The 26,087-nt window shown below is 67.9% G+C and carries 23 protein-coding genes; 7 read left to right on the forward strand and 16 right to left on the reverse strand.

Annotated features, from left to right (window positions below; translation table 11 throughout):
• Positions 1-50: 50 nt before the first annotated feature.
• Positions 51-647, forward strand: coding sequence for an SDR family oxidoreductase (locus tag WH5701_RS07140; RefSeq protein WP_369791635.1), 597 nt, complete (start codon positions 51-53; stop codon positions 645-647).
• An 18-nt stretch (positions 648-665) separates the two neighbouring features.
• On the opposite strand, the gene WH5701_RS07145 is transcribed toward WH5701_RS07140, so the two are convergent.
• A complete protein-coding gene (locus WH5701_RS07145; RefSeq protein ID WP_050751396.1) occupies positions 666-1,070 on the reverse strand; it encodes a DUF2237 family protein in 405 nt (134 codons plus the stop codon).
• A gap of 157 nt (positions 1,071-1,227) precedes the next feature.
• Here WH5701_RS07145 and WH5701_RS07150 point away from each other — a divergent pair, with 157 nt between their 5' ends.
• Positions 1,228-1,449 carry a hypothetical protein gene (locus tag WH5701_RS07150; RefSeq protein WP_037980663.1) on the forward strand — a complete coding sequence of 74 codons (222 nt, stop codon included), beginning with the start codon at positions 1,228-1,230 and terminating at the stop codon, positions 1,447-1,449.
• 3 nt (positions 1,450-1,452) lie between these two features.
• On the opposite strand, the gene WH5701_RS07155 is transcribed toward WH5701_RS07150, so the two are convergent.
• The 3 genes from WH5701_RS07155 to WH5701_RS07165 all read right to left on the reverse strand — a co-directional run bounded on the left by WH5701_RS07155 (position 1,453) and on the right by WH5701_RS07165 (position 6,417).
• Entirely contained in the window at positions 1,453-1,725 is a 273-nt protein-coding gene (locus WH5701_RS07155; RefSeq protein ID WP_006171468.1) for a DUF4090 family protein, read from the reverse strand.
• Positions 1,726-1,802: 77 nt separating this feature from the next.
• Positions 1,803-5,468, reverse strand: coding sequence for a methionine synthase (metH, locus tag WH5701_RS07160; protein WP_006171470.1), 3,666 nt, complete (start codon positions 5,466-5,468; stop codon positions 1,803-1,805).
• 31 nt (positions 5,469-5,499) lie between these two features.
• Positions 5,500-6,417 carry a branched-chain amino acid transaminase gene (locus WH5701_RS07165; protein ID WP_006171472.1) on the reverse strand — a complete coding sequence of 306 codons (918 nt, stop codon included), beginning with the start codon at positions 6,415-6,417 and terminating at the stop codon, positions 5,500-5,502.
• Between the two features lie 89 nt (positions 6,418-6,506).
• On the opposite strand from WH5701_RS07165, the gene cobN reads away from it, so the two are divergent.
• Positions 6,507-10,217: a cobaltochelatase subunit CobN gene (gene cobN / locus WH5701_RS07170; protein WP_006171473.1), complete on the forward strand. Its 3,711-nt coding sequence runs from the start codon at positions 6,507-6,509 to the stop codon at positions 10,215-10,217.
• Between the two features lie 28 nt (positions 10,218-10,245).
• On the opposite strand, the gene WH5701_RS07175 is transcribed toward cobN, so the two are convergent.
• Genes WH5701_RS07175 through WH5701_RS07195 form a run of 5 tightly spaced genes read right to left on the reverse strand, consistent with a single transcriptional unit; the run spans position 10,246 to position 14,606 of the window.
• Positions 10,246-10,788: a hypothetical protein gene (locus tag WH5701_RS07175; RefSeq protein WP_006171474.1), complete on the reverse strand. Its 543-nt coding sequence runs from the start codon at positions 10,786-10,788 to the stop codon at positions 10,246-10,248.
• Positions 10,789-10,817: 29 nt separating this feature from the next.
• Positions 10,818-11,516: a PHP domain-containing protein gene (locus tag WH5701_RS07180; RefSeq protein ID WP_050751397.1), complete on the reverse strand. Its 699-nt coding sequence runs from the start codon at positions 11,514-11,516 to the stop codon at positions 10,818-10,820.
• Entirely contained in the window at positions 11,461-12,051 is a 591-nt protein-coding gene (gene hemJ / locus WH5701_RS07185; protein WP_006171476.1) for a protoporphyrinogen oxidase HemJ, read from the reverse strand. Before hemJ ends, WH5701_RS07180 begins: the two co-directional genes overlap by 56 nt.
• 22 nt (positions 12,052-12,073) lie before the next feature.
• Complete coding sequence (gene uvrC / locus WH5701_RS07190; RefSeq protein ID WP_037979757.1) at positions 12,074-14,068, reverse strand: excinuclease ABC subunit UvrC; 1,995 nt, start codon at positions 14,066-14,068, stop codon at positions 12,074-12,076.
• 16 nt (positions 14,069-14,084) lie between these two features.
• Positions 14,085-14,606 carry a flavin reductase family protein gene (locus WH5701_RS07195; RefSeq protein WP_006171478.1) on the reverse strand — a complete coding sequence of 174 codons (522 nt, stop codon included), beginning with the start codon at positions 14,604-14,606 and terminating at the stop codon, positions 14,085-14,087.
• A 106-nt stretch (positions 14,607-14,712) separates the two neighbouring features.
• Between WH5701_RS07195 and coaD the strand changes: the two genes are divergently transcribed.
• Positions 14,713-15,189: a pantetheine-phosphate adenylyltransferase gene (gene coaD / locus WH5701_RS07200; RefSeq protein ID WP_006171479.1), complete on the forward strand. Its 477-nt coding sequence runs from the start codon at positions 14,713-14,715 to the stop codon at positions 15,187-15,189.
• A gap of 17 nt (positions 15,190-15,206) precedes the next feature.
• Positions 15,207-16,157 (forward strand): hypothetical protein, encoded by a 951-nt coding sequence (locus WH5701_RS07205; protein ID WP_006171480.1) that lies wholly within the window; start codon positions 15,207-15,209, stop codon positions 16,155-16,157.
• Here the strand turns inward: WH5701_RS07205 and dacB are convergent.
• From dacB to dapF, 5 genes are read right to left on the reverse strand one after another with little or no spacing between them, the layout of a single operon-like run.
• Positions 16,132-17,427 (reverse strand): D-alanyl-D-alanine carboxypeptidase/D-alanyl-D-alanine-endopeptidase, encoded by a 1,296-nt coding sequence (dacB, locus tag WH5701_RS07210; RefSeq protein WP_006171481.1) that lies wholly within the window; start codon positions 17,425-17,427, stop codon positions 16,132-16,134. The genes WH5701_RS07205 and dacB overlap by 26 nt on opposite strands.
• Before the next feature lies 1 nt (position 17,428).
• Positions 17,429-17,968 carry a DUF4330 domain-containing protein gene (locus tag WH5701_RS07215; protein ID WP_006171482.1) on the reverse strand — a complete coding sequence of 180 codons (540 nt, stop codon included), beginning with the start codon at positions 17,966-17,968 and terminating at the stop codon, positions 17,429-17,431.
• 60 nt (positions 17,969-18,028) lie between these two features.
• Positions 18,029-18,727 (reverse strand): DUF1995 family protein, encoded by a 699-nt coding sequence (locus WH5701_RS07220; RefSeq protein ID WP_006171483.1) that lies wholly within the window; start codon positions 18,725-18,727, stop codon positions 18,029-18,031.
• A 27-nt stretch (positions 18,728-18,754) separates the two neighbouring features.
• The gene (locus WH5701_RS07225; protein ID WP_006171484.1) at positions 18,755-19,948 is read right to left on the reverse strand and encodes a cysteine desulfurase family protein; all 1,194 of its coding nucleotides are present in this window, start codon (positions 19,946-19,948) and stop codon (positions 18,755-18,757) included.
• Positions 19,945-21,090 carry a diaminopimelate epimerase gene (gene dapF / locus WH5701_RS07230; protein ID WP_156776593.1) on the reverse strand — a complete coding sequence of 382 codons (1,146 nt, stop codon included), beginning with the start codon at positions 21,088-21,090 and terminating at the stop codon, positions 19,945-19,947. The genes WH5701_RS07225 and dapF overlap by 4 nt, the downstream gene beginning before the upstream one ends.
• Positions 21,091-21,123: 33 nt before the next feature.
• Here dapF and WH5701_RS07235 point away from each other — a divergent pair, with 33 nt between their 5' ends.
• On the forward strand, positions 21,124-21,345 hold the full coding sequence (locus WH5701_RS07235; protein WP_006171486.1) for a hypothetical protein: 222 nt from the start codon (positions 21,124-21,126) through the stop codon (positions 21,343-21,345).
• Between the two features lie 83 nt (positions 21,346-21,428).
• On the forward strand, positions 21,429-24,080 hold the full coding sequence (gene leuS / locus WH5701_RS07240; protein ID WP_006171487.1) for a leucine--tRNA ligase: 2,652 nt from the start codon (positions 21,429-21,431) through the stop codon (positions 24,078-24,080).
• Here the strand turns inward: leuS and fghA are convergent.
• The gene (gene fghA / locus WH5701_RS07245) at positions 24,077-24,940 is read right to left on the reverse strand and encodes an S-formylglutathione hydrolase (protein WP_006171488.1); all 864 of its coding nucleotides are present in this window, start codon (positions 24,938-24,940) and stop codon (positions 24,077-24,079) included. The two genes, leuS and fghA, sit on opposite strands and share 4 nt — an antisense overlap.
• Positions 24,940-26,058, reverse strand: a complete 1,119-nt coding sequence (locus tag WH5701_RS07250) for an S-(hydroxymethyl)glutathione dehydrogenase/class III alcohol dehydrogenase (RefSeq protein ID WP_006171489.1) — start codon at positions 26,056-26,058, stop codon at positions 24,940-24,942. Before WH5701_RS07250 ends, fghA begins: the two co-directional genes overlap by 1 nt.
• Positions 26,059-26,087 lie beyond the last annotated feature (29 nt).

Below are 26,087 nucleotides of genomic sequence, written 5' to 3' on the forward strand. Positions count from 1 at the left end.
CCTGCGGCTGTGGGGCAGCAGCCGCAGGCCGTGGCCCAAGCAGTAGCGTGGTGCCACCCGAGCGGGCGCTGGCCCTTGATCTCGGCGACGATGCCAGCCTCGACGCCTTCGCCAGGCGGCTGCAGCAGGAGGCGGTGCGGCTGCGACTGGTGATCAACAGCTCCGGCCTGCTCCACGACGGTGACCTGCAGCCGGAGAAGCGGCTGCAGCAGCTGAGGCGAGGCTCGCTGGAGCGCCTGTTCAGCGTCAATGCCTATGGCCCGGTGCTGCTGGCCAAGGCCCTGGAGCCCCTGCTGCCCCGCCAGGAGCCGGTGCACTTCGCCAGCCTCTCGGCCCGGGTGGGCAGCATCGGCGACAACCAGCTGGGGGGCTGGTACAGCTACAGGGCCGCCAAGGCGGCCCAGAACCAGTTGCTGCGCTGCCTGGCCCTGGAATGGGAGCGCCGACTGCCCCTGGCCTGCGTGAGCCTGCTGCATCCCGGCACCACCGCCACGGCTCTCTCTCAACCCTTCCGCCGCTCGGTGCCGGCTGAGCGGCTGTTCACCCCTGAGCGGGCCGCCAACCAGCTGCTCGATGTGATCGCCGCCCAGGAGCCTGCCCACACCGGCCGCTTTCTGGCCTGGGACGGGACAACGATTCCCTGGTGAGCCGTCCCTGGGGAGAACTCAGGCCTGGGGGGAGGCGGAATGGGCGAAGGCCTGAAGCAGCTCCAGGGGGATCAGCTCCAGACAGGAGGCTTCGCTGGCCTCCAGCCGCACCGGCGGAGCCACGCCGTCGTCGTGGGCCTCCAGCCAGCGGGGGGCACAGACACACCAGTGGTCGCCCGCTTTGAGTCCGGCAAAGCCATAGGCAGGCCTGGGGGTGCTCAGGTCGTTGCCCTGGGACAGGGAGTAGCGCAGAAACAGATCGGTGACGACGCAACAGACCGTGTGGCGGCCATGGTCGGAGGGATCGGTGCGGCAGTGGCCGTCGCGGAACCAGCCGGTCATCGGCTCACAACCACAGACGACCAGAGGCTGACCCAGCACATTCAGCGCCGAAGGGCTGGGGGGTGTCGACGATTGATCCACGCGAAATCCCTGGAACGAGCGTCGAGTCTGACCATCTGCGGGAACGAAATCCAGCTGGGAGGTTGACGGATTCGGGGGGGCAGGCGTTAAAGGTCATTGAGCCGTGGTGCTGGAAGGCCTCCTTCTGCCGCCCTTCCGCCTTGCCTTCAACACCTTCATGAGCTGGGATTTCGCCGAAGACGCTGCCTTCATGGCCCTGTACGACGCCTTCAAGGAAAGCGGTGAAACCTCCGCCATGGAATTTCTCGCCCATGGGGAGGGTGCCTTCCACTTTCAGGAGCTCACCCAGAACGCCGCTGGAGAGGGCTTCGATCTGAGCGACTCCACCGACCTCGAGGCCTTCCAGCAGGAAGTGATCGACAGCCTCGAATCGCTCTGAGCCTCAGCCGTAGAAGAAGTCGATCTCCTTGGCCTTGAGGCCATCCCAGCCGGCGGCCCTGAGACGGGCATCGAGAGTGGCCTGATCGAGATGCTTGGAGCCGGTCTTGACCACCCGGTTGCGCATCGATTTGCGCACGCCGCTGCGGGCCCGGGCCGCCTCCAGTGCCATCACTTCGTTGTAGAGGCTGAGCATCTCGGCAGGGATGGGGCTTCCATCGAGATCAACGCCGGCGGCGATCGCCGCATCAACACCATCAGGACCGGCAATCGCCATGACAGAACAGACAGAAACAGCCTCAGCCTGCCACTGCCCCCGCTGACCAGGCCCCTGCGGCCGTGGTGCCAAGGGCCTCAGGCACTGAAATAGCGGGCAAGGCTGTGAAGCGCCACCAGGGCGGTGGTGCTCTGCTCGGGATCGAGCTGATCGCTCTCATCCATGGTCAGGCCGATGCGACCGGTATCGAGCCAGGCCAGCTGCTGGCGGGAATCGGCCACATTGGGGCAGGCCGGATAGCCGAAGGAGTAGCGGCTGCCGCGGTAGCGCTGGGCCAGCACATCGCGCAGAGCCGCCGGTTCCTCCGCCGCGAAGCCCAGTTCCCTGCGGATGCGCGCATGGGTCCACTCAGCAAGCGCCTCGGCCATCTGCACGCCGAGGCCATGGAAGTAGAGATAGTCGGTGTAGCGATCGGCGGCGAAGAGCTCCCTGGCATAGGCACTGGCCCGCTCTCCCATGGTCACGGCCTGCATCGGCAGCACATCACTGGGCCTGCCATCGCTGAGATCTCGGAAGAAATCGGCGATGCAGTAGCGGTTGCCGCCCCGCTGGCGCGGCAGCTCGAAGCGCCCGAGCTCCCGCTCACTACCCTCGGGATCAAACACCACCAGGGCATTGCCATCGCGGCCGCAGGGGAAGTAGCCGTAGGCGACCCGGGGCGTGAGCAGGACCTCCTGCCGGCAGCGCTCGATCCAGCTCTGCAGCACCGGCTCGGCCTTCTCCGCCAACATCGCCTCGTAGGCCTGACGGCTCTGGTCCTGGCTCTTGCGCAGCTGCCACTGGCCGGCGAAGAGGGCGTTGCGATCGAGATAGGCAAACACCTCATCGAGGGGAATCTCTCCCTCCTGGATCAGGCAACTGCCCAGAAAGGGAGGCTCCACGGCGGGCTCCTCGGGCACCACCGCTGAGCGATGGCTGGTGACTTCGGGTGCGCTAGCGGTTGCTGGTGTGGCCTGATCGTCTGGGCTCGCCGCTTCAGCGCCAGCAGCTCTGGGCTCAGCCGCTGGCTCGGGTTCGGCCTCCAGGCCCAGACCCGCGGGGGCACCGGCCAGGAATCCGAGCCGGTCATCCCACTGGCCTGCCTTGCGGGCTTCCGAGAGCGCATCCATGAAGCGCAGATCGGCAAAAGCATCGCGGCCATAGATCACCTGGCCGTTGTAGACGGAGCGGCAATCCTTCTGCACAAAGCGGGGGGTGAGGGCCGCCCCGCCAAGAATCACCGGAGCGGTGATGCCCGCCTCATTGAAAGCCTGCAGGTTGTCCTTCATGAAGGCGGTGGATTTCACCAGCAGCCCGCTCATGGCGATGCAATCCGCCTGGTGAAGGTGCTGAGCCTCGATGATTGCCTCGACCCCCTGCTTGATGCCGAGGTTGATCACCTCATAGCCATTGTTAGTCAGGATGATATCAACCAGGTTCTTGCCGATGTCATGCACATCGCCCTTGACGGTGGCGATCAGGAACTTGGCCTTGGCACTGCTCACCCCGTCGACTTTCTCCATGTGAGGTTCGAGAAAAGCCACTGCCGCCTTCATCGTTTCTGCGCTCTGGAGCACAAAGGGGAGTTGCATCTGACCGGAGCCGAACAACTCCCCAACCACCTTCATGCCATCGAGCAGAAAGGTGTTGATGATCTGCAGCGGCGGGTAGCTGGCCAGGGCCTCCTGAAGGGCCGGCTCCAGACCGATACGCTCTCCATCGATGATGTGCTGGCGCAGCCGTTGCTCCACGGGAAGATCGGCCAGGCTCGGACCCGATGCCCTCGCCTCCTTCGCGCTCACCCCCTCGAACAGGCTGGTCAGCACGGTGAGGGGGTCGTAGGTGCAGATCGCGGCCTCAGCCTCCGATTCGAAACGGCGGCGGTCTTCGATCAGATCACGGCAGACCTGCTGATGCTCCTCGGTGATCTTCGCGAGGGGAAGAATCTTGGCGGGACTGACAATGGCGGCATCGAGGCCCGCCTCGCAGCACTCGTGCAGGAAGACGGAATTGAGCACGATCCGAGCCGCCGGAGAGAGCCCGAAGCTCACATTGCTCACTCCCAGCACTACATGAACGCCCGGGAGATTCTCACGAATCAGGCGGATGGCCTCGATCGTCGCGGCGGCATTGCGGCGGTCCTCCTCGATGCCCGTGGAGATGGGCAGGGCTAGGGGGTCGTAGAAGATCTCATGGGCCGGGATTCCATACTCCAAGGCGTCGCGGTAGGCCCGCTGGGCAATGGCGAACTTGCGCTCCGCCGTGCGGGCCATGCCCTCCTCATCGATGGTGCCCACCACCACACCGGCACCGTAGCGGCGGGCCAGCTCCAGCACCTTGAAGAAACGCTCATCGCCGTCTTCATAGTTGGTGGAGTTGAGGATGCACTTCCCACCGGCCACTTTCAGGCCAGCCTCCATCTTCTGCCACTCCGTTGAATCCAGCATCAGCGGCAGATTCACGTTGGTGACCAGGCGACTGACCAGGTCATGCATGTCTTTCTCGCCGTCGCGGCCGACATAGTCGACGTTGACATCGAGCACATGGGCATTCTCCTTGATCTGGCCGCGGGCCAGGGCCACCAGCCCATCCCAGTCTTCGGCGTTGAGCAGATCGCGCACCTTCCTGGAGCCGCTGGCATTGAGCCGCTCGCCGATGATCAGGAAGGAGTTGTCCTGGTGGTAGGGGGTGACGCCATAGATCGAGGCCGCCGCCGGTTCCCACTGCAAGGCTGGCCGCTTCAGCCGATGCTGCGGCAGCCGCACGGGCCGGGGACTGGGGTGAAGATCCACAGCCAGCTCGGCCAGAGCAGCGATGTGGCTCGGGGTGGTGCCACAGCAGCCACCGATCACCTGAACACCGAGATCTTCAACGAAGTGGAGCAGCTGCAGGCGCAGCTCGAGGGGCGTGAGCCGGTAGTGGGCCACACCGCCCACATTCTCCGGAAGTCCGGCGTTGGGGATGCAGCTGATCACGAACGGACTGTGCTCGCTCAGGTAGCGGATGTGCTCCTTCATCTGCTCCGGACCGGTGGCGCAGTTGAGGCCGAGCACATCGATCGCGAAAGGCTCCAGGATCGAGACCACAGCGGCGATATCGGAGCCCACCAGCATCGTGCCGGTGGTTTCCATCGTGACTGAGACCATCAACGGCCGGCGCTCACCGGCGGCTTCGAAGGCTTCCTCCAGACCCTGGAGCGCCGCCTTGATCTGCAGCACGTCCTGGCAGGTCTCGACGATGAACAGATCGACATCCCCCGCCAGCAGCCCCGCCGCCTGCTCGCGGAAGGAGGCCTTCATCGTGTCGAAGTCGATGTGGCCGAGGGTCGGCAACTTCGTGGTGGGGCCCATGGAGCCCGCCACGAAGCGGGGCTTGGTGGGGGTGCTGTAGCGATCAGCCATCTCCCGGGCCAGCTCAGCGGCCCGCTGGTTGAGGGCAAAGGCCTGGTCCTCCAGCCCGTATTCCGCCAGCACGATCGAGGCCGCCCCGAAGGTGTCGGTTTCGATCACATCGCAGCCCGCCTCAAGAAACTGGGCGTGCACGGCCTGCACGGCGTCGGGGCGGGTGAAAACCAGGTTCTCGTTGCAGCCCTCGAGGGCCGCGCCGCCGAAATCCTCGGCGCTGAGATCCATCTGCTGCAGCGAGGTGCCCGTGGCACCGTCGAACACCACCACTGGGCGGCCGGGGCCATGCAGGTGCTCCAGGAAGCCGATCCTGCCGGTTCCTGTCCTTGCCGCCGCCGCCGAGCCCACCAGTGCCGTCATCGCGTGATCGTGCCAGCGATCACTCTAGAAATCAGTCGCGCAGGCGGATGCGGGTGACCCAGTGGTCGTAGTTGGGGTCGTTGCCGATGGTGATCTGGGTGAGCCGCTCCCGCAGCTGCTCCATCACGGGGCGCTGCGTGGGCAGATCGGTGGACTCCACCCGCCGCACAGGGGTCACCCGCGCCGCGGTGCCGCTGAGGAACACCTCGTCGGCCACGAACAGCTCGGTCTTGTCGACCGCCCGCTCAATCACCGGGATGTCGAGATCCCTGGCCAATTCGAGGATGCTGGCGCGGGTGATGCCCTCGAGGATGTCCTGATCTACGCCGGGGGTGATCAGTACGCCATCGCGCACGATGAACAGGTTCATGCCGCTGGCCTCGCTCACCTTGCCGCGGCTGTTGAGCAGCAGAGCCTCATCGAAACCGCTCTTCACCGCCTCGGTCTTGGCCAGGGAGCTGGTGATGTAAGCGCCGCTGATCTTGCCGCGCAGGGGCAGGGATCGGTCCTCCTGGCGGGTCCAGCTGCTGACACGGCAGCTGACCCCGTCGGGGGAGAGGTAATCGCCCAGCTCGATGCCGTAGATCAGAAAGTCGGTCTCGATGTCGTGCAACCGAGGCGCGATGCCGAGGTCGCTGGTGTAAACGAAAGGCCGCAGGTAAATCGGCGTGGTAGGCCTGTTGGCCTGCAGAAAGGCGTCGATGGCGCCAAGAATGGTGCTCTCCTCCAGCTCCGCCAGCAGCAGCCGGGCGCTCTGGCTGAGGCGGCGGGCATGGCGGTCGGCACGAAACAGCAGGATTTCGCCTGGATCACTGGGATTAGGCAGAGCCCGCATCCCCCCAAAGGCTCCGGTGCCGTAGTGCAAGGCGTGGGTGGCGATCGACAGGGTGGCCTCCGCGAAAGGAACGCAACCGCCCTGGAACCAGGCGTAGGGGAGAAACTTCTGCATGCAGGGTCGCTTGGGAAGGGCGTGGAGCGGGGGTCACCGCACCGTGATCGGGCCTCGATCTTCTCACCGTCAGGACCGAGGATGGCTCGATGCATCGGCTTGCGGCAGTTCCCGGCGCCACCGGCGACACGGATGGTCCCCTTTATGTGGAGCAGCCTTCGGCGCCCCTGTTGCTGCTGAGCAGCGCCGACACCGACCTCAGCTGCCTCGCGGGCCTGCTGCGCGACGAACCGGCGCTGCTCAGCCAGGAGGTGCGCGGTCTCAACCTCGCGGCCCTTGATCACCCGGCCGTGATCGACCACTACCTGGCCACCAGCCTGGCTGAAACCCGGCTGGTGCTGGTGCGCCTGCTGGGGGGCCGTGGCCACTGGAGCTATGGCCTGGAGCGTCTGCGCCACTGGGCTGCGGGCCCTGGCCGCCAGCTGGTGGTGGTGGCCGGCACCAGCGATGAAGAGCGCGACCTGGCGAGTCTGGGCACTGTGGCTCCGGCCCTGGCCCTGGCGATCGGCCGCTGCCTGCGCGAAGGGGGGCGCGCCAACCTGCGCCGGGTGCTGCTCAGCCTCGTGGCCCTGCTGGCAGGGGAGCAACCCGAGCCACCCCAGGCGGAACCGCTGCCCGATCCCGCCCCCCACGACTGGCGGGCGGATTCCGGACCCCGGGTCGGCCTGGTGCTCTACCGCGCCTTGCTGCAGGCAGGCGACACCGCCCTGGCGGAGGCCATCCTGGCGGCCCTGCGCCAACGGGGCCTGTGCCCCAGGGCCCTGTGGGTGAGCGGCCTGCGCGATGCGGGAGTGCAGCGCGGCGTGGCCGACCTGCTGGGGCGGGAAGGGGTACAGGCGGTGCTCTGCACCACGTCATTTGCCTCAGTGCAGTTCGAGGAGGCGGGTCTTGGCGCCCCTCTCTGGGAAACCCTGAACGTGCCGGTGCTGCAACTGCTGTGCAGCAGTTGCAGTCGGGAGCGCTGGCGCAGCAGCAGCATCGGCCTGGGTCCCCTCGATCTGAGCCTGCAGGTGGCGCTGCCGGAGCTCGATGGCCGCCTCACCACCCGGGTGGGTGCATTCAAGGAGGCGGCCGAGCGGGCCGATACCCGGCTCACCACCGCTCTGCACCGCTACGTGCCGGATCAGGAGCGCCTCGACTGGATCGCCCAGCTGGTGGGGGCCTGGGTGAGCTTGCGCGGCACTCCCCCGGCCCAGCGGCGCCTGTCGCTGGTGCTCGCCAACTACCCAACCCGCAACAGCCGCCTGGCCAATGGCGTGGGTCTCGACACCCCCGCCAGTGCGGCGGCGATGCTGCACTGGCTGGCCGCCGCCGGCTACGACCTCGGGGGGGCGCAGGGGCAGCCGCCGGATGGGACCCTTCCCCACAGCGGTCAGGAGCTGATCGAACGATTGCTGGCGGGCCGCAGCAACGACGCCGAGAGCAGCCACCGGCCGCCCCTCGATCACCTCCCCCTGGCCACCTACCAGCGCTGGTATGACGCCCTGCCCCGGGAGGGTCGGCAGCTGATCGAGCGGCGCTGGGGCTCACCGGATCAGGACAGCGGACTGGAGCGCAGCGCCGCTGGCGCCGGTTTCCCGATCCGGGGTCTGCGCTTCGGCCGCATCCATGTGCTGATCCAGCCGGAGCGGGGCTACGACCGCGACCCCAGCCTCAACTACCACAGCCCCGATCTGCCCCCCACCCACGCCTACCTGGCCCAGTACCTCTGGCTGCGGCAGGTGGAGGAATCCCAGCTGGTGGTGCACGTGGGCAAGCACGGCAATCTGGAGTGGCTGCCGGGCAAGGGGCTGGGGCTCTCCAACCAGTGTTTTCCCGAATGGGCCCTGGGGCCGATGCCCCACCTCTACCCCTTCATCGTCAACGATCCCGGCGAAGGGTCCCAGGCCAAGCGCCGTTCCCAGGCCGTGATCCTCGACCACCTCACCCCGCCCCTGGGGCGGGCGGGGCTGCATGGGCCCCTGCAGACCCTGGAGGCCCTGCTGGATGAGTACTGGGAAGCGTGCCAACTGGGTAGCGGGCGGGTGGAACCTCTGCGCCAGCGCCTGGCCGAGACCCTCGAGGCCCTTGAGCTGCCGCTGGAGGCCAGCGACCTGGAGAGCCGCATCGATCGCGCCGACGGCTACCTCTGTGAGCTCAAGGAGGCCCAGATCCGCACGGGCCTGCACACCTTCGGCCACCTGCCCGCCCCGGAGCCCCTGCTGGAGCTGCTGCTCTGCCTGGCCCGGCCACCCCTGGCCGAGGGGCCGGGCCTGACCCAGGCCCTGGCCAAGGATCTGGGCCTGGCGCTCGACCCCTGGGCCGATCCGGAGGAAGACCCCCTGGATGCCGCTGACCGGCAGCGGTTGCTGGCGGCAGCACCGGCGGCGGCCCAGGCCTGTCGCCGGGTCGGGGATGGCGTGGCCCTGCTGGAGGGATGGGCCCTGGAGCTGCTGCGTTCCGTGCTGGAGCCACTGGCCGAGATCCCCCCCTGCGGGCCCATCACCCGCTCGGTGCTGGAGCGGGTGCGCGGCGATCTGATCCCGCGACTGTTGCGCTGCGGTGAGGCGGAGCGGGAGTCCTTTCTGGCGGGGGTGGCGGGGGAGCGCATTGCCGCCGGTCCCTCCGGGGCCCCCACGCGTGGTCGGCCCGACCTGCTGCCCACCGGCCGCAACTTCTACAGCGTCGATCTGCGCGGACTGCCCAGCGAAGCGGCCTGGGACCTGGGGCGGCGCAGCGCCGAGTTGCTGCTGGAGCTGCACCTCCAGGAGGAGGGCGACGACCTGCGCCACCTGGCCCTCTCGGTCTGGGGGACGGCAACGATGCGCAACGGCGGTGAAGACATCGCCCAGGCCCTGGCCCTGATGGGGGTGCGGCCGGTCTGGGACGGGCCCACCCGGCGGATGGTGGACCTGGAGGTGATCCCGCTTGCGCTGCTGGGGCGCCCCCGGGTGGATGTGACCCTGCGCATCTCCGGTCTGTTCCGCGATGCCTTCCCCCAGCTGGTGGGCTGGGTCAACCGGGCCACGGCCCTGGTGGCGGGCCTGCAGGAGGCGGAAGCCGACAATCCCCTGGCGGCGGCGCTGATCCGCGAAGGTCACTGCGCCCGGGTGTATGGCTCAGCGCCGGGGGCCTACGGGGCTGGATTGCAGGGCTTGATCGACAGCGGCCAGTGGGAGGAGCGCAGCGATCTGGGCGAGGCCTACCTCAACTGGAGCGGCTGGCGTTACGAGGGCAGCGGTGAGGCGATCGCCGATGGCGACGGCCTGGAGCAGCGGCTGCGCCAGGTTCAGGTGGTGCTGCACAACCAGGACAACCGTGAACATGACCTGCTCGATTCCGACGATTACTACCAGTTCCAGGGGGGCCTGAGCGCCGCCACGGAGCGGGTGCGGGGGTCGGCTCCGGCCCTCTGGTTCGGCGATCACTCCCGGCGCCAGCGGCCCCGCCTGCATCGCCTGGAGCGGGAGCTCGACAAGGTGCTGCGCTCACGGGTGCTCAATCCCCGCTGGATCAACGGCATGCGGGCCCATGGCTACAAGGGGGGCTTTGAGCTGGCCGCCAGCCTCGACTACCTCTTCGCCTACGACGCCAGCACCGGACGTGTACCGGACTGGAGCTACGGCGCCATCTGCGACACCTGGCTGGGCGATGAAACCCTGCTGGACTTTCTGCGCCAGGCCAATCCCTGGGCCCTGCGCGACATGGCCGAGCGGCTGCTGGAAGCCCACAACCGCCGGCTGTGGGAGGGGGCCAGTCCTGAGCAGCTGGAGCATCTCAGGCAACTGGTGCTCAGCAGTGAGAGTCTGGTGGAGGGCTGAGTTGCAAGGGAAGAGTGTGCCGCGCCGTTCAGGAATTGATCTCCTTCGCCATGTCCTTGAAGGCATCGATCGTGCCGGGCTTGGCCTGCTGGAGACTGATGCTCGGCTGCCCCTCGGCTGCGCTGCCGCCGGTTTTACTGCCGCCGGCTGAACCGCCAGCGGCGTTGACACCGCCCACGGCAGCGCCCCTGAGCCGCTTGCTCAGCTCAGCGGAGCTCATCTTCTCGACAAATGTCTTCTTGACCGGCTTGGGCACTCCGCCACTGAGGCTGGTGCTGGTGGTCTTGACCTCAGTGCCGGGCATGCCAGTGCTGGCCTTCTCGAGCCGGGCCGCCATCGAATCCACTTCCTGGATCATTTCCTTGTTGCCGGGATTGTCGGCATTACCAGGGAAGGTGTGGCGGATCGTGTTCGAGCGCCGCATGAAGTTCACATCGCCCAGGCTGCTGGAGGTGTCTGCATCGAGGTAAAAGCTCTCGTCCTGCTTGGCCTTCGCCGGTTTGGCCTTGGCAGCTTTGGAGGAGAATGCTCCTTCGGAGCGGTTGCCGAGGAGACGATCAAGCAGACCCATGGTCAGGGAACGGAAACCTGTAGTTGAGCCTAGCGGCCGCCAAGCCCCAACCCATGGGTATCTGTACCGCAACTCGTCAGCAATCCCAGCCGATTCAGCTGGGCCGCGATCGCGTCGCACACCAGCGGTGAGGGGCGCCAGGAATCCCCTTGCTCGTAGTCGTAGTAGGCCTCGGCGCCATCGAATCCCAGGTCCGCCGCCGCCGCGATCAGCACGTGGTACGGGAGGCGGTAACGGGCAGGATGGGCCAGCAGGGCCAGCCCGCCGGCGGCATGGATCGCCCGGCGCACGGCCCCGGCCCGTAGCGCCGGGCCCACCACAGCACTGCCTTCGAGATAAGGGGCCAGGGCGTCATGGCCCGGCTCGAAGCCAAGGCCGAGCACATGAACCAGACAACCCTCGAGCAGGCAGCTGATCTCCACACCACTCCAGAGGGTGGGAACCTGCCAACCTCGCTCCCGATGCTGTGCCAGCCGTCGTTGCAGCGGCACGAGGGCAGCTGTGCTGTGGTGATCGGTCACGGCGAGGTGCTCAAGGCCCCGGTCCACCGCCTGGTCAGCCAGCCACTCCGGCTGGAGGCTGCCGTCGCTGCAGGTGGTGTGGCAATGGAAATTGAGCCGCCCGGGGCAACAGGAAGGCTTCACCCCCTGCAACACCGGCGCCAGAGGATGCTCAGGCGCCACCGGCGAGGGCCTCCTGTTCCACGCGAAGGCGGCGCCAGCGGGCATAGAACTGAATCGAGCCGGCCATCGCCACCACCAGGGCCACCAGGAACCAGGTGGCCGCACCGGTTGGGAACTGTCCCTTGAACACCACCAGCATCACCACCAGCACCAGCATCAGGGTTGGGAGCTCGTTGAGGGCCCGCAGTTGCCGCCCGCTCCAGCGGCAGCTGCCCTCTCGCAACTGGCCCATCAGGCGATAGCAGAACCAGTGGTAGGCCAGCAGGGCCAGCACCACGGCCAACTTGGCGTGCATCCAGCCCTGCTTCAGCCAGACGGGCTGGGCGACCAGCAACCCCACCGCCATGGCCACGGCCACCACCATGCCCGGGGTGGTGATGATGTTGGCCAGGCGCCGCTCCATCAGCGTGTATTGCTGCTGAAACGCGCCGCGCAGGGGCTCCTCCAACGCCTCGGCCTCCACGTGATAGATGAACAGGCGCACCAGGTAGAACAGCCCGGCGAACCACACCACGACCCCGACGATGTGCAGGGTCTTGAACCAGAGATAGGCCTCCGGGGGCAGGGCCGGGAGCGTCATCGGGGCAGGCGAGAGGGGTTTCTCAAACTAGGGGAGTTGCTTCTCTTCCCACCGCCAGAGGTTCGCCCGACGACTCGCCTTCGAGCGCCTGCTCGGGATCGCCGGGATGGAAGTAGCCCCAAACCTGCTGGGCCAGGGCCGGACCCACCCCGGGCGCGGCAGCGATCTGCTCAGGACTGGCCAGCTGGATGGCGTCGATCGAGCGGAAGTGGGCCAGCAGATCCCTGACTCGCTTGGGACCGAGCCCGGGAATCTCCGAGAGGCGGGACCGCTTCATCCGCTCGCCCCGCTGCTGACGGTGGAAGCTGACTGCAAAGCGGTGGGCCTCATCGCGCAACCGCCGCAGCAGCAACACCCCCAGCTGGTCGGGCTCGCTCTCCAGCGGCTGGATGGCGCCAGGCAGAAACACCTCTTCCCGCTGCTTGGCCAGGGAACACACCACCAGCTCCTCGTGCAGGTCGAGTTCGCGCAGGGCTTCCATCACCGCTGAGAGCTGGCCCTTGCCGCCATCGATCATCACCAGGTCGGGCCAGTCGTTGAGACCCCCGGTGTGCAGGGCCGTGCTGGCCGCCCTGCGCAGCTCCGTCAGGTCGGCCCCCTCCGCCTTGGCCTGCGACCAGCGGCGAAAGCGCCGCCGCATGATCTCCGCCATCGCCATGAAGTCGTCGGAATGGCCGGCGCTGATGCTGCTGCTCTGGATCCGGTACTTGCGGTAGTGCTGCTTGGCGGGCAGCCCATCGACGAACACCACCTGGGAAGCCACTGCATCACTGCCCTGGATGTGGCTGATGTCGTACCCCTCGATGCGACGCGGCGGCTGGGAGAGATCGAGCAGCTGGGCGAGGTCTTCGGTTGCCAGCTGGTGCTGCTCGGCGCTGCGCTGGGCTCGGCTGAGCTCGAAGGCAGCATTGCGCTCCACCAGCTCGATCAGTTCTGCTTTCTGCTGCCGCTGCGGGTGCGCCAGCCGAACCTTGCGGCCCCGTCGCTCACTCAGCCACTCCTGCACCAGCTCCTGACGGGGCAGGGGGTGTTGCACCAGCACCTCGGGAGGGATCTCCACAGGCTCCACCTGGCCGTAGTGCTCCTCCAGCACCCGCTGCAGGATCTCGCCCGGTGCGGCGATGCTGGCGTCGGCGGTGTAGCCCAGACGCCCCACCAGCTTGCCCGCCCGCATCTGGAACAGCTGCACCGCCGCCAGCCGCTGATCACAGGCCAGGGCCAGCACATCCCTGGATACCGAGGCGTCCGGCAGGGTCATCTTCTGCTCGGCGGTGAGTTGCTCGAGGCCCTGCAGCTGATCACGGACCCGGGCGGCCGCCTCAAAATCCTCGCGATCGGCATAGCGCGCCATCTGGGCACGCAGCAGGTCGAGGAGCTCGTCGCTGCGACCCTGGAACACCATCGCCACCTTGCGCAGGATCTGCTGGTAGGCCTCCGGGCTGATCTTCTCCTGGCACACCCCGGGGCAGCGGCCGATGTCGAAGTTGAGGCAGGTGCGGTCGCGATAGAGCGGCTGGGGCCTCTGGCGCAAGGGAAACACCCGCTTCACCAGAAAGAAGGTGCGCCGCAGCAGGCCCACGTCCACGTAAGGGCCGTAGAAGCGATCAAGCGGGCTGCGCAGGCGCCGCCGCCGGGTGATGAAGATGCGCGGGTAGGGCTCGCTCCAGGTGATGCAGAGGTAGGGATATTTCTTGTCGTCCTTGAGCAGAACGTTGAAGTGCGGCTGGTGGGCCTTGATCAGGTTGGATTCGAGCGCCAGCGCCTCCGCATCGCTGTCGGTGACGATGAACTCGATCTCACAGACCTGCCGCACCATCAGGCTGATGCGCGGGCTCAGATCGTGGGACTCGCGGAAGTAGCTGCGCACGCGGCTGCGCAGGCTTTTCGACTTGCCGATGTAGAGGATGCGGTCCTCCACGTCGCGCATCAGATAGCAGCCGGGCTCGGCGGGCAGCTCCTTCAGGCGCTGGCTGAGGCGATCGGGATCGCTGAGGAGGGGCTGGGCGATGCGGCCCATGGCAGCTGGTCCTGGCTCAGCCTCCGTACTGCCAGCCGGTGGGTCCCAGTTCCAGGGCAGCTCCGTCACGGTGCAGCACGGCGGTCTTCACTTCGGCCACGAACACGGTGTGATCGCCATGGGTCACCTCACCCACCAACTCGCATTCGACGGCGCCGAGGGCCGCATCGAGGATCGGCAGGCCCATGGCGCCCAGGCTGTAGGGGGCGGCGTCGAAGCGGCCGCCGATGCCGTTCTGGGGCTTGAAGAAGACCGCTGCCAGGTCCTTCTGATCAGCCGCGAGCACATTGAGGGAAAAGCGCCGGGTGCGCTGAATGATGCCGTTGCTGGTTGAATCGGCCCGCACGGCCATCACCACCAGGGGCGGCTCGAAGGAGCCCTGGGTGACCCAGCTGGCGGTGAAGCCGTTGATGGTGTCGCCTTCGGCCACCCCGCAGATGAACAACCCGTGGGGGATCTTCCGCAGCAGCGTCTTCTTGGCAGCGGCATCGAGGCCGCCACTGGCTGCGCTGGTGGGTGCTTCGCTGGCCATCAACATGTCGCGATCGATACGACGACTTTAGGCAGCGAGATCCACGGCGGCGTCGCCATCCATAGGATCCGCGCCATCGCTTCCCCGCGGGGGGGCCCACCACCCAGCCCCGATGAAGGCCGTCTATCCCGGCAGTTTCGATCCGCTCACCCTGGGCCACCTCGACCTGATCGAACGGGCCGAGCGGCTGTTCGGTGGTCTGGTGGTGGCGGTGCTGCAGAACCCGAGCAAGCAGGCCAGTTTCCCCCTGGAGCAGCGGCTCAGCCAGATCCGCCAGGCCACCTCCCACCTGGAGCGGGTGGAGGTGAGCAGCTTCGACGGCCTCACCGTGGACTTCGCCCGCCGCTGCGGCTCCGCCGTGATCCTGCGCGGCCTGCGGGCGATGAGCGATTTCGAATTCGAGCTTCAGATCGCCCACACCAACCGCAGCCTGGCTGCGGAGGTGGAAACCCTGTTCCTCGTTACCGCAGCCCACCACAGCTTTCTCAGCAGCAGCGTGGTCAAGGAAGTGGCCCGTTTCGGTGGGGATGTGCGCCATATGGTGCCGGCGGGAGTGGCGGATGACCTCGCCAGGCTCTTTAATCGGTAATCCCCTGCCCCGTTGAGATGGCCGACACTCGGATCAGCGTGCTGGATCAGATCGATCAGCTCGAAGAAATCGTGCTGGAGGGCAGCCGCATTCCGTTCAGTGGTGGCCGCCTCGTCAATGAGCAGGACGCCATCGAGCTGATGGACGCGGTGCGGGAGGCCATGCCCGCCCAGCTCGACCAGGCCGAGGAGCTGCTGCGTCAGCGGGAGAGCTTCATCGCCCAGGCCCGCCAGCAGGCCGAGGAGATCATCAGCCGCGCCCGTCAGGAGCGGGAGCAACTGATCAATTCAGCGGCCGTACGCCAGGAGGCCGAGCGACAGGTCACTGAGCTGCGTGAGCAGGCCCGCCAGCAGTGCGAGCAACTGCTGCTCTCGGCCCGGCAGCAGGTGGCCCAGACCGAGCAGGAGCACCAGACCCGCCTGGCCCAGACCGAGCAGCAGTTCAGCAGCCGCCGCCAGCAGCTGGAGCAGGAGGCGATGCAGAGGCGCCAGCAGCTCGACCAGGATTTCGTGGAGATGAAGCGACAGCTGAGCGAACAGCACGAGCGCTCCCGCCAGCAGAGCCTGCAGGAACTTGAGAAGATCCGCCAGGAGGGGCTGCGCATCCAGCGTGAAAGCCAGAGCGAAGCCGAGCGCCTGCACAACGACGCCCTGCAGTTCCGCCAACAGACCCAGCAGCAGTGCGAGGCGCTGATCAGCCGCACCCGTCAGGAGGCCACCACCGTGCAGGACGGAGCCAACCGCTATGCCGAGCAGGTGCTCACCGAACTGGAAGGACGGCTGGGCGAGCTGAGCAAAGTGGTGCTGGCAGGCCGGCGCGAATTGGGCCGTATCCAGAGCACCGAGGTGTCGGCATCGGCCGAGAGGAGTCCCGCGGCACAACCGCCTGCCGGTGAGCAGGCGGCGGTGCCGATCAGTCGCGCCCGGCGTGCCGCCTCACGCCTCAGGCAGGTGGCTGGCAGAGGCTGACGTTCTGCACCTGGCGGAGCACCGCACCAATCGTGGTGTTGGGTGCTCCGGCCCCATTGGAGATCAGGCTCACGTAACGGGGGCCATCACTGGTGCTGAGCACGCCACTGATGGATCGCACGCCTGTGAGGGTGCCGGTCTTGCCGCGGAAGCGGCCCTCCAGACTGGTGCCCTTGTAGAGGTTGCGCAGGGTGCCCCGCTGGCCGGCCACCGCCATCGAGGCCAGGTAGTAGCCGGCATAGGGGTGTTGCCCCATGGTGAGCAGCAGGGAGGCGAGGAAACGGCTGGTGAGCCGGTTGGCCCGGTCGAGGCCGCTGCCATCGGCCACCCGCACACCCTGGAGGGGCAAGCCCTGCTCAGCCAGCCACTGCATCTCGGCCTGGCGACTGACGGCCAGATCCCAGCTGCCACTGGCCTGCCGCAACAACACTTCAGCAGTGAAGTTGTGGCTTTCGGTGTTGGCCAGGCTGAGCAGGTTGTGCATCGGAGCCGAGGGCTCCTCGTGGATCAGCACGGCATCCCTGGCGATGGGGGTCTGGGGGGAGACCACGCTCAGCTCGACAGCTTTACCGCCCTGGCGCACCAGTTCCCGGTTCAGCAGGGTGCGCAGGCGGGAGGTGGGGTTGGACACCGCCATGTCGATGGCATTGCTGGTGAGGGCCAGGCGGGTGATCGGAGCGCCATAGGCATAGGCACGATCACCAGGGTGCCAGCCCTGGGGCCACCAGGCCTGGGGCGGTTCCTCCGCCAGTTGCAGCCGCACCAGGCTGGGTGGTGTTCCATCGGCACCACCGGATCCCAGGGCCAGCTTGGCGAAGCGCTGTAACTGGGGCATGGCCAGATCGGGGTCACCCTCCCCGGTCAGCCGCAAGGTGCCATCGGAGAGGCGCCAGAGACGGGTGGTGAGGCGGTAGTCGGGGCCGAGGCGATCGAGGGCGAAGGCCGTGCTCAGCAGCTTCTGGTTGGAGGCCGGAACCCGTGGTTGCAGGCCGTTGACGTCGGCCAGCAGGCGGCCGCTGCCATCGGCCACCGACACGCTCCAGACCCTGGCTTCAGACCCCAGGCTCGACTGGACCCGCTGCTGCAGGGCCGGGCAGCTCACCTGGCTCTGCAGCCGTGGAAGACCCGCCGCTGCGGGGGAACCGGGCAGGCGGGCCAGGGGATCGGCCGCGAGCACTGGCAGGCCAGGCACCAGGGCAAGGCCGAGGGCAAGGACCCTGACCAGAGGGCGCTGGGCGCGGGGGGTTTGCGGTTGGGACATCATCACCATTTCAGGACTCACCAAGGACAAGACCACTGACGGACCCATTGAGGCGGTAGTTGCGACCCTCCAGCTCGATCGGGGCGCCGATCTTGAGGTTCTGGTTACCGAAGACCACTCCGCCATCCGTCTTCCGTCCCTGCCCCTCAAGAACGAAGCGGGCATCCAGGGAGCCCACCAGGGCCTGGTTCGGATCCTCTGCGGTGACGACGCTTCCGTCAGGTTGCAGGGCCACCAACTTGCGCTGCAGCCGTTGCAGGTCCTTGAGCTTCACGGTTCCGTGCGGTTGGTTGCGGATCACGATGCTCACTTTCCCCTCCTCCCGGGCCGCGGCGATCAGTCCTTCGGGATCGGCAGAGGGAATGCCGCGCACATCGACGATCACGGTGACCGGCTGCATCGCCCCGGTGGCGGTGGCCACCGCACCACTCAGTTTCGGGCTCCAGATGACACCACCGATGGCCAGCAGCACGGCGACTCCGGCGCCGATGTCGACCAGGCTCCAGCGGGATGAACCGCTCGGCGCTGCAGGGGTGGACTCAGGGGGCATGGGCAGGGCAGGGGCAGACGCGCAACTTTAAGGAGGCTTTCCCGCTCCGGCCAGGGGGCTTCAGTTGCGCAGGCTGCCGATGAAGCGGTCGAGGGCCTGCAGGCCTGCCACCACATCGGGGCCCTGCTCAGGGCTGAGGGCCTCCGCCTGCTGCTCGGCATCGGGCTTCAGATCGAAGCTGGCGGCCCCGCGATAGCCATCAGGATCCAGACGGTAGAGCTCCCAGGGGCCAGGGCAAGCGAAGCGAAGGGCACCGTTCTCAAGAGGCAGCAGGGCATAAGCCGGCCGCCAGGTGGCCAGGAACCCTCGCCGCCGCTCGCGGGCCACGCTGCCGATGCCCACGGCGGCATCCTCGAGGCGTCCGTTCAACAGCACCACACCGCCGCGGTGGGCCTGGCAGAGACGCTCCACCTCCTCGTACTCGGCCTGGACGGGCTCCACCAGCACCAGCAGGTCGCCGGCGGAGGGATCATTGTCCTGCTCCTGACGCCGCAGCTGATCGCCCAGGGAGCCCAGCTGGGGGGCCAGGCCCGGTGCATCGCGGCGGGCCAGGGCCGCGGCCCCGGCATCGGGGAATAGGAGCCGCACCGGACGCTCTGCAAGCTTCAGGGCCGCCAGCAGCCTCAGAGCCAGGGGCAGCAGCTTGAGCCCCTCGAAGCGCAGCTCCATGGTCCAGCGACCGTTGGGGCTGTCCGCCAGGGCCTCCTTCAGGGCCACAAGGGCCTCCCCTTCGGCGCTGCGCAGATCAGCAGGGAGCACGCGAAACCTCAGCGAAGCCCAGCGACCCTACCCAAGCTGTTCCGCCACCACGGCCTGGCGTGCCCGCTCGAAGCGGGCCGGCACCGAGTCGAGCTGCTCCTGGCTGAGCCAGGGGCCCAGGCTCAGGCGCAGGCCACTGGCGGCCAGATCAGGGGAGTAGCCCATGGCCTGCAGCACAGGGCTGCCGCCAGCGCGCCCCCTCTGGCAGGCACTGCCGCTGCTGACGGCCAGGCCCTGCCGCCAGAGGGCCTGCACCAGGCGGCGACCTGGCAGGGGGCGCCCGCCCGCATCCCGCACCAGCAGACTGAGATGGTGGGGCAGGCGCTGGGATGGGCAGCCAGTCAGCTCCACACCACCCAGGCTGATCAGGGACTGCAGCAGGCCGTCACGCCATGGCTCCAGGGGATCCTGGCCGGCGTTCAGCTCCAGGCGCCGCTGGGCCAGCCGGAGGGCCTCGGCGAAACCCGCCACCAGGACCACCGGCTCGGTGCCGGAGCGCAGCCCCCCCTCCTGGCCGCCGCCCTCGATCATCGGCCGCAGCTCCAGGCCGGGGCGGGCCAGCAGGGCACCGATCCCCCGGGGTCCCTGCAACTTGTGGGCGGTGAAACTGAGCAGATCCACCTGCATCGAAGCGAAATCGATGGGGCGATGGCCCACCACCTGCACGGCGTCGCTGTGAAGGATCACGCCGGCCCGGCGGCAGCGCTCAGCGACCGCCTGCAGGGGCTGAAGCGTGCCCACCTCGCTCTGGCCCCAGATCAGCGACACCAGCCGGGTGGGAGGCTCCAACAGGGCCTCGAGCCGATCCAGCCGCAGCCGGCCCAGGTGATCCACCGGAAGGCGCTCCAACGTCCAGCCCGAGCCGATCAAGCGTTCGGCGGCGGCCTCCACCGCCGGATGCTCCACCGACGAGATCAGCAGCCGACCGGGAGGCAGGGCGGCGGCGGCTCCCAGCAGGGCCAGGTGGGCGGCCTCGGTACCGCCCGAGCAGAAGGTGAGCTGCTGGGCCTCAGCACCGAGCAAGGCGGCGATCGCCTGGCGGCTGCGCTCAAGGGAGTCGGCCGCCGCCAGCCCATAGCCGTGCAGGCTCGAGGGATTGGCCCAGGCGGTTCGCGTGGCGGCGGCCATGGCTTGCAGCACCGCCTCGGCCGGAGGGGCACCGGCTGAAGCATCGAGATAGAGCGGCTGCGCTGCACTGCCGGCTGGCCCGGCTGAAGTCACTCGGCCGGACGATCAGAGCCAGCGGTGTCGCGGCTGAAGCGGGCCAGGGTGCGGGCCTCCAGGGTCTGAGCCGCCAAAGAAACCAGATCATCGAGAGAGCGGCTCTCCAGCAGGACCTCAACCCGGCGACGGGCCTCAGCGCTGGGGCAGTCGTCAGGCCGCTGGCAGCCCTCCACGCAGGCGGTGGCACAACTTATTTCTTCTGGCTCCGCTGGTCGCGACGACTCCGGCGCGGTGGCTGGATCAAGTCCTGTTTCAACCGTGATGGCCGGCTCAACGGCCTTCTCAGCAAGCGGCGCGAGCACCCCGTCGAACACCGGTTCGGCAGGCCCTGTCATGAACAGATGGTTCGAGCGCGAGTCCCAGTCGATCCAGAGCGAGCCGCCGGGGAGATCCAGCCGGGCCGAACGGGCACTGAGGCCGAGGCGATGGCAGGCCACGAGGGTGGCGCAGGCACCGGTGCCGCAGGCCAGGGTGGGGCCAGCGCCCCGCTCCCAGACGCGCATCACCAGGTGGTCGGGCCTGAGTGCTTGGACGAAATGCACGTTGGTGCGGGCCGGGAAGGCGGGATGCCGTTCCAGCAGGGGGCCGAACCGTTCCAGGTCGACCACCTCCACCTCCTCCACCGGGATCACCAGGTGGGGATTGCCCATGCCAGCCGCCGCCGCCGCGAAGCGGGCCCCCTCCACCTCCAGCTCGCCCTGGGGCAGCCCCGCCGGGCCGGTCGCCAGGGTGGTGGGCACCTGCTCCGGCAGCAGGAACGGCTCACCCATGTCGACGCGGACCATGCCATCGGCGAGCAGTTCGGGCACCATCCGGCCGGCCATGGTCTCCACCTGCCAGGTCCTCCCCGCAGGATCGCCGTCGCTGTCGGCCAGGAAACGGGCCAGGCAGCGGATGCCGTTGCCGCACATCTCCGCTTCGCTGCCGTCGGCATTGAAGATGCGCATGCGCAGCTCCCCATCCCCCTCTGGGGGCAGAGCCAGGATCACCCCATCAGCGCCCACCCCGAAGCGCCGGTCGCAGATCCAGCGCACCCGCTCCGGGTCGAGACCGAACAGCTCCTGGGGATCGGCGGCCTCGCGCCCGTCGAGCAAAAGAAAGTCGTTGCCCAGCCCCTGGTACTTGCTGAATGCCAGCACGGCCCCATTCCCGATCCACATAGCCTGAATCCTATGGAGACTTCAAACCTGGATTCGAGCCTGCCCGGAGTGCGCCTCCTCCAGAACTGGGTCCGCCAGCGCACGCCCTTGCGGGTTCGGTTCCCCGGCGGCGAGCAGATCGAAGGTTGCCTCGACTGGCAGGACCCCGAGTTTCTGGCCCTGCGGCCCGCCAACGCCCAGCAGCCGGTGCTGATCCGCCGCTCCGCCCTCGAGACCATCCAGCCCCTGGACTGAGCCTGCACTGAGAACCCTGGGGGGGTGTGGCACGATCACAGCCACGCACTCAACGGCTGATGCGAACCGGCCGACACCGGAACATGGCCGAGTCCGACACCCGATCCAGCACTGGCATCAGCCCGGACAGCAGCCGCTACCGCCCCGACGCGATCGAAGCCGGCTGGCAGCGGCACTGGCTGGAGCAGGGGCTCCACCGGACACCCGAACCCGGAGACGGCGGCGACACCTTTTATGCCCTCTCGATGTTCCCCTATCCCTCAGGGAACCTGCACATGGGCCATGTGCGCAACTACGTGATCACCGATGTGATCGCCCGGGTGCAGCGGCTGCGCGGCCGCCAGGTGCTGCACCCGATGGGCTGGGACGCCTTCGGTCTTCCGGCGGAGAATGCCGCGATCGAGCGGGGCGTGGATCCCGGCGACTGGACCGATGCCAACATCGCCCAGATGCGGGCCCAGCTGCAGCGCCTCGGCCTCTCGATCGACTGGGACCGGGAAGTGGCCACCTGCCACGCCGACTATTACCGCTGGACCCAGTGGCTGTTCCTCCAGTTCCACGAGGCGGGCCTGGCCTACCGCAAAGAGGCCACGGTCAACTGGGATCCGATCGATCAGACCGTGCTGGCCAATGAGCAGGTGGATGGCGAGGGCCGATCCTGGCGCTCCGGCGCGAGGGTGGAGAAGCGGCAGCTGCGCCAGTGGTTCCTGCGCATCACCGACTACGCCGAAGCCCTGCTCGACGACCTCGATCAGCTCGATGGCTGGCCGGAGCGGGTGCGCACGATGCAATCCAACTGGATCGGACGCTCGGCGGGTGCCCAGCTGCACTTCCCGATCATGGCGCCGACAGCAGCCAACGGCAACGAGGCCGGCAACGAGAAATCGATCACGGTCTTCACCACCCGTCCCGACACGATTTATGGGGTGAGCTACCTGGTGCTGGCCCCGGAGCATCCCCTGGTGGCCAGCCTCACCGCCCCTGAGCAGCGCTTGGCGGTGGAAGCCTTTTGTGATCTGGTGAGCGCCCAGAGCGAACAGGAACGCACTGCCGAGGACCAGCCCAAGCGCGGGGTGCCCCTGGGCTCGAGCGCGCGCAACCCCTTCAACGGCGAGACCATCCCCATCTGGATCGCCGATTACGTCCTGGCCGAGTACGGCACCGGCGCCGTGATGGGGGTACCGGCCCATGACCAGCGCGATTTCGTCTTCGCCCGCCAGTACGAGCTGCCCGTGAAGCGGGTGATCGTGCCCGAGGGTGCCCGCGAGGAGGCCTACGACGGCGGAGCCTGGACGTCAGGTGGACGGCTGGTGCACTCCGGGCCCTTCGATGGCCTCGAGGCCGCCGAAGCCCGCGCCGGAATCGTGGCCCTGGCCGAGGCGAAAGGCTGGGGTGAGGGCAAGGTGAGCTATCGCCTGCGCGACTGGCTGATCTCCCGCCAGCGCTACTGGGGCTGCCCCATCCCGATGATCCACTGCGAGCGTTGCGGTGTGGTGCCGGTGCCGGCGGAGCAGCTGCCCGTGGAACTGCCCAGGGATCTGGCCTTCAGCGGCAAGGGCGGCTCACCCCTGAGCCAGCTGGAGAGCTGGGTGAACGTGCCCTGTCCCTGCTGCGGCGAGGCCGCCCGGCGGGAGACCGACACGATGGATACGTTCATCTGCTCGTCGTGGTACTACCTGCGCTACAGCGATCCCCACAACACCCAGCTGCCCTTCGAGCGGAGTGCGGCGGACCGCTGGTTACCTGTGGACCAGTACGTGGGCGGTATCGAGCACGCCATCCTGCACCTGCTCTATTCCCGCTTCTTCACGAAGGTGCTTCGCGACCGCGGCCTGCTCAGCTTCGATGAACCCTTCCAGCGCCTGCTCACCCAGGGAATGGTGCAGGCCATCACCTACAAGAACCCTCAGACCGGCAAGTACGTGGCCCCGGCCGATGTGGCCGATCCCGCCGATCCCCGCGATCCGATTGATGGCGAGCGGCTCGACACCTTCTACGAGAAGATGTCCAAGTCGAAGTACAACGGCGTCGATCCAGCCGTGGTGATCGACCGCTACGGGGCTGACACCGCCCGCATGTTCATCCTCTTCAAGGCACCGCCGGAGAAGGACCTGGAGTGGGACGACGCCGATGTGGAGGGGCAGTTCCGCTTCCTGCAGCGGCTGTGGCGGCTGGTGGACGGGGCGGTGGCCCGCGGTCTACGCCTGCCGACCCCCCCGGGCGCACCCGCCGAGGCCAGCACCCAGGCTGAGCAGGAGCTGCGCCGGGCCGTCCACGGCGCCATCGCCGCCATCGACGACGACCTCGCCCCCGGCCACTACCAGTTCAACACCGCCGTCTCTGAGCTGATGAAGCTCAGCAACGTCATGGCGGCCCAGCTGGAGGCGGCGGGCGAGCCCGTGGCCAGCGAGGCCCTGAGCGCCCTGGTGATCCTGCTGGCCCCCTTCGCTCCCCACCTCGCCGAGGAGCTCTGGCAGCGGCTCGGTGGAGACGGCAGCGTGCACCGCCAGCGCTGGCCCATGGCCGATCCCACCGCCCTGATCCAGGACACCGTGCCCCTGGTGATCCAGGTGAAGGGCAAGGTGCGGGGCCAGCTTGAGGTGCCCGCCGATGCCGATGCCGCCACCCTCGAGCGGCTGGCCCTCGAGAGCGACATCGCCCTCAAGTGGCTCGAAGGCCAGGCCCCTCGCCGCGTGATCGTGGTGCCCGGCAAACTCGTGAACCTGGTGCCCTAACCCTGGTTCAGCAGGGCCGCGGCGTGGTGGCGCAGGTGGTCATCGATGAAGCTGGCGATGAAGAAGTAGCTGTGGTCATAGCCCGGCTGGCGCCTCAGCTCCAGCGGGTGGCTGGCGGCTCGGGCAGCCTCCTCCAGATCATCCGGCCGCAGCTGGCTCTCCAGGAAGGGGTCGTCGACTCCCTGGTCGATCAGCAGCGGCAGCCGCTCCGGCGCTGAAGCGATCAGCTCGCAGGCATCCCAGGCACTCCAGCAGGAGCGATCGGGGCCGAGATAGCGGCTGAAGGCCTTCTCCCCCCATGGGCAGCGGCTGGGGTGGCTGATCGGCGCGAAAGCCGAGACGGAACGATAGAAACCGGGATGGCGCAGGGCGCAGACCAGGGCGCCGTGACCCCCCATCGAATGACCACTGATGCCGCGGCGGCCGTCGATGGGCAGCTCCTTCTCCAGCAGCGCCGGCAACTCCTCCACCACGTAGTCGTGCATGCGGTAATGACGCGCCCAGGGGGCTTCGCTGGCATTGAGGTAGAAGCCGGCCCCGTGGCCGAAATCCCAGGCCCCCTCCGGATCGCCCGGCACCTCGGGGCCTCGGGGGCTGGTATCGGGTGTAATCAAGGCAAGGCCGAGGCTGGCGGCCAGCCGCTGGGCCCCGGCCTTCTGCATGAAGTTCTCGTCGGTGCAGGTGAGCCCTGAAAGCCAGTACAACGCCGGCACAGCGGCTCCGGCGAGGGCCTGGGGAGGGAGGTACACCGCCAGGTTCATCTCACAGCTGAGCACGGCGGAGTGGTGCCGGTAGCGGCGATGCAGTCCATCGAAGCTGCGGTTTTCGCTGAGCTGGCTGAGCACGGGGAGAGCGTTCATCAGCGGTTGAAGTGGATCACCGAGCGGATGCTCTGGCCTGCATGCATCAGCTCAAAGGCCCTGTTGATCTCCTCCAGGGGCATGGTGTGGGTGATGAACGTGTCGAGCGGGATCTCACCGCTCTGGAAGCGCTCCACGTAGCCCGGCAGTTCCGTGCGACCGCGCACTCCACCAAAGGCCGAACCACGCCACACCCGGCCCGTCACGAGCTGGAAGGGGCGGGTGGCGATCTCCTGGCCGGCACCGGCCACGCCGATGATCGTGGATTCACCCCAGCCTTTGTGGCAGCACTCCAGGGCTGCCCGCATCACCTGTACGTTGCCGATGCACTCGAAGGAATAATCCACGCCACCATCGGTGAGATCGATCACCACCTCCTGGATCGGAGCGTCAAAGGCACCGGGGTCGAGGCAATCGCTGGCGCCGAGCTGGCGGGCGATGGCGAATTTCTCCGGGTTGGTGTCGATGCCGATGATGCGGCTGGCGCCGGCCATCACGGCACCGATGATCACCGCCAGGCCGATACCGCCCAACCCGAAGACGGCCACCGTGCTGCCGGGTTCCACTTTGGCGGTGTTGAGCACAGCGCCGATGCCGGTGGTGACTCCGCAGCCCAGCAGACAGACCTTCTCCAGCGGCGCCTCCTTGCTGATCCTGGCCACGGCGATCTCGGGCACCACGGTGTACTCCGAAAAGGTGGAGGTGCCCATGTAGTGGTGGATCAGGCGGCCGGCGCTGGAGAAGCGGCTGGTGCCGTCGGGCATCAGGCCCCGGCCCTGGGTGCCACGGATCGCCTGGCAGAGGTTGGTCTTGCCGGAGAGGCAGAAGCTGCAGGCACGGCATTCCGGCGTGTAGAGAGGAATCACGTGATCCCCCACCGCCACGGAGGTCACATCGGCCCCCACCTCCTCCACGATCGCCCCCCCCTCATGGCCGAGCACGGCGGGGAAGAGTCCCTCCGGGTCCTGTCCTGAGAGGGTGAAGGCATCGGTGTGGCACACCCCGCTGGCCACCACCCGCAAGAGCACTTCACCGGCCGCCGGGGGGGCCACCTCGATCTCGGTGATCTCAAGGGGCTGGCCTGCGGCCCAGGCCACCGCAGCGCGGGAACGGATCATGGCCGCAAAGGAGCGGAACCTAGCAACGG

This window comes from Synechococcus sp. WH 5701, from assembly GCF_000153045.1.
In the GTDB taxonomy this organism is placed as follows: Bacteria; Cyanobacteriota; Cyanobacteriia; order PCC-6307; family Cyanobiaceae; genus Regnicoccus_A; species Regnicoccus_A antarcticus.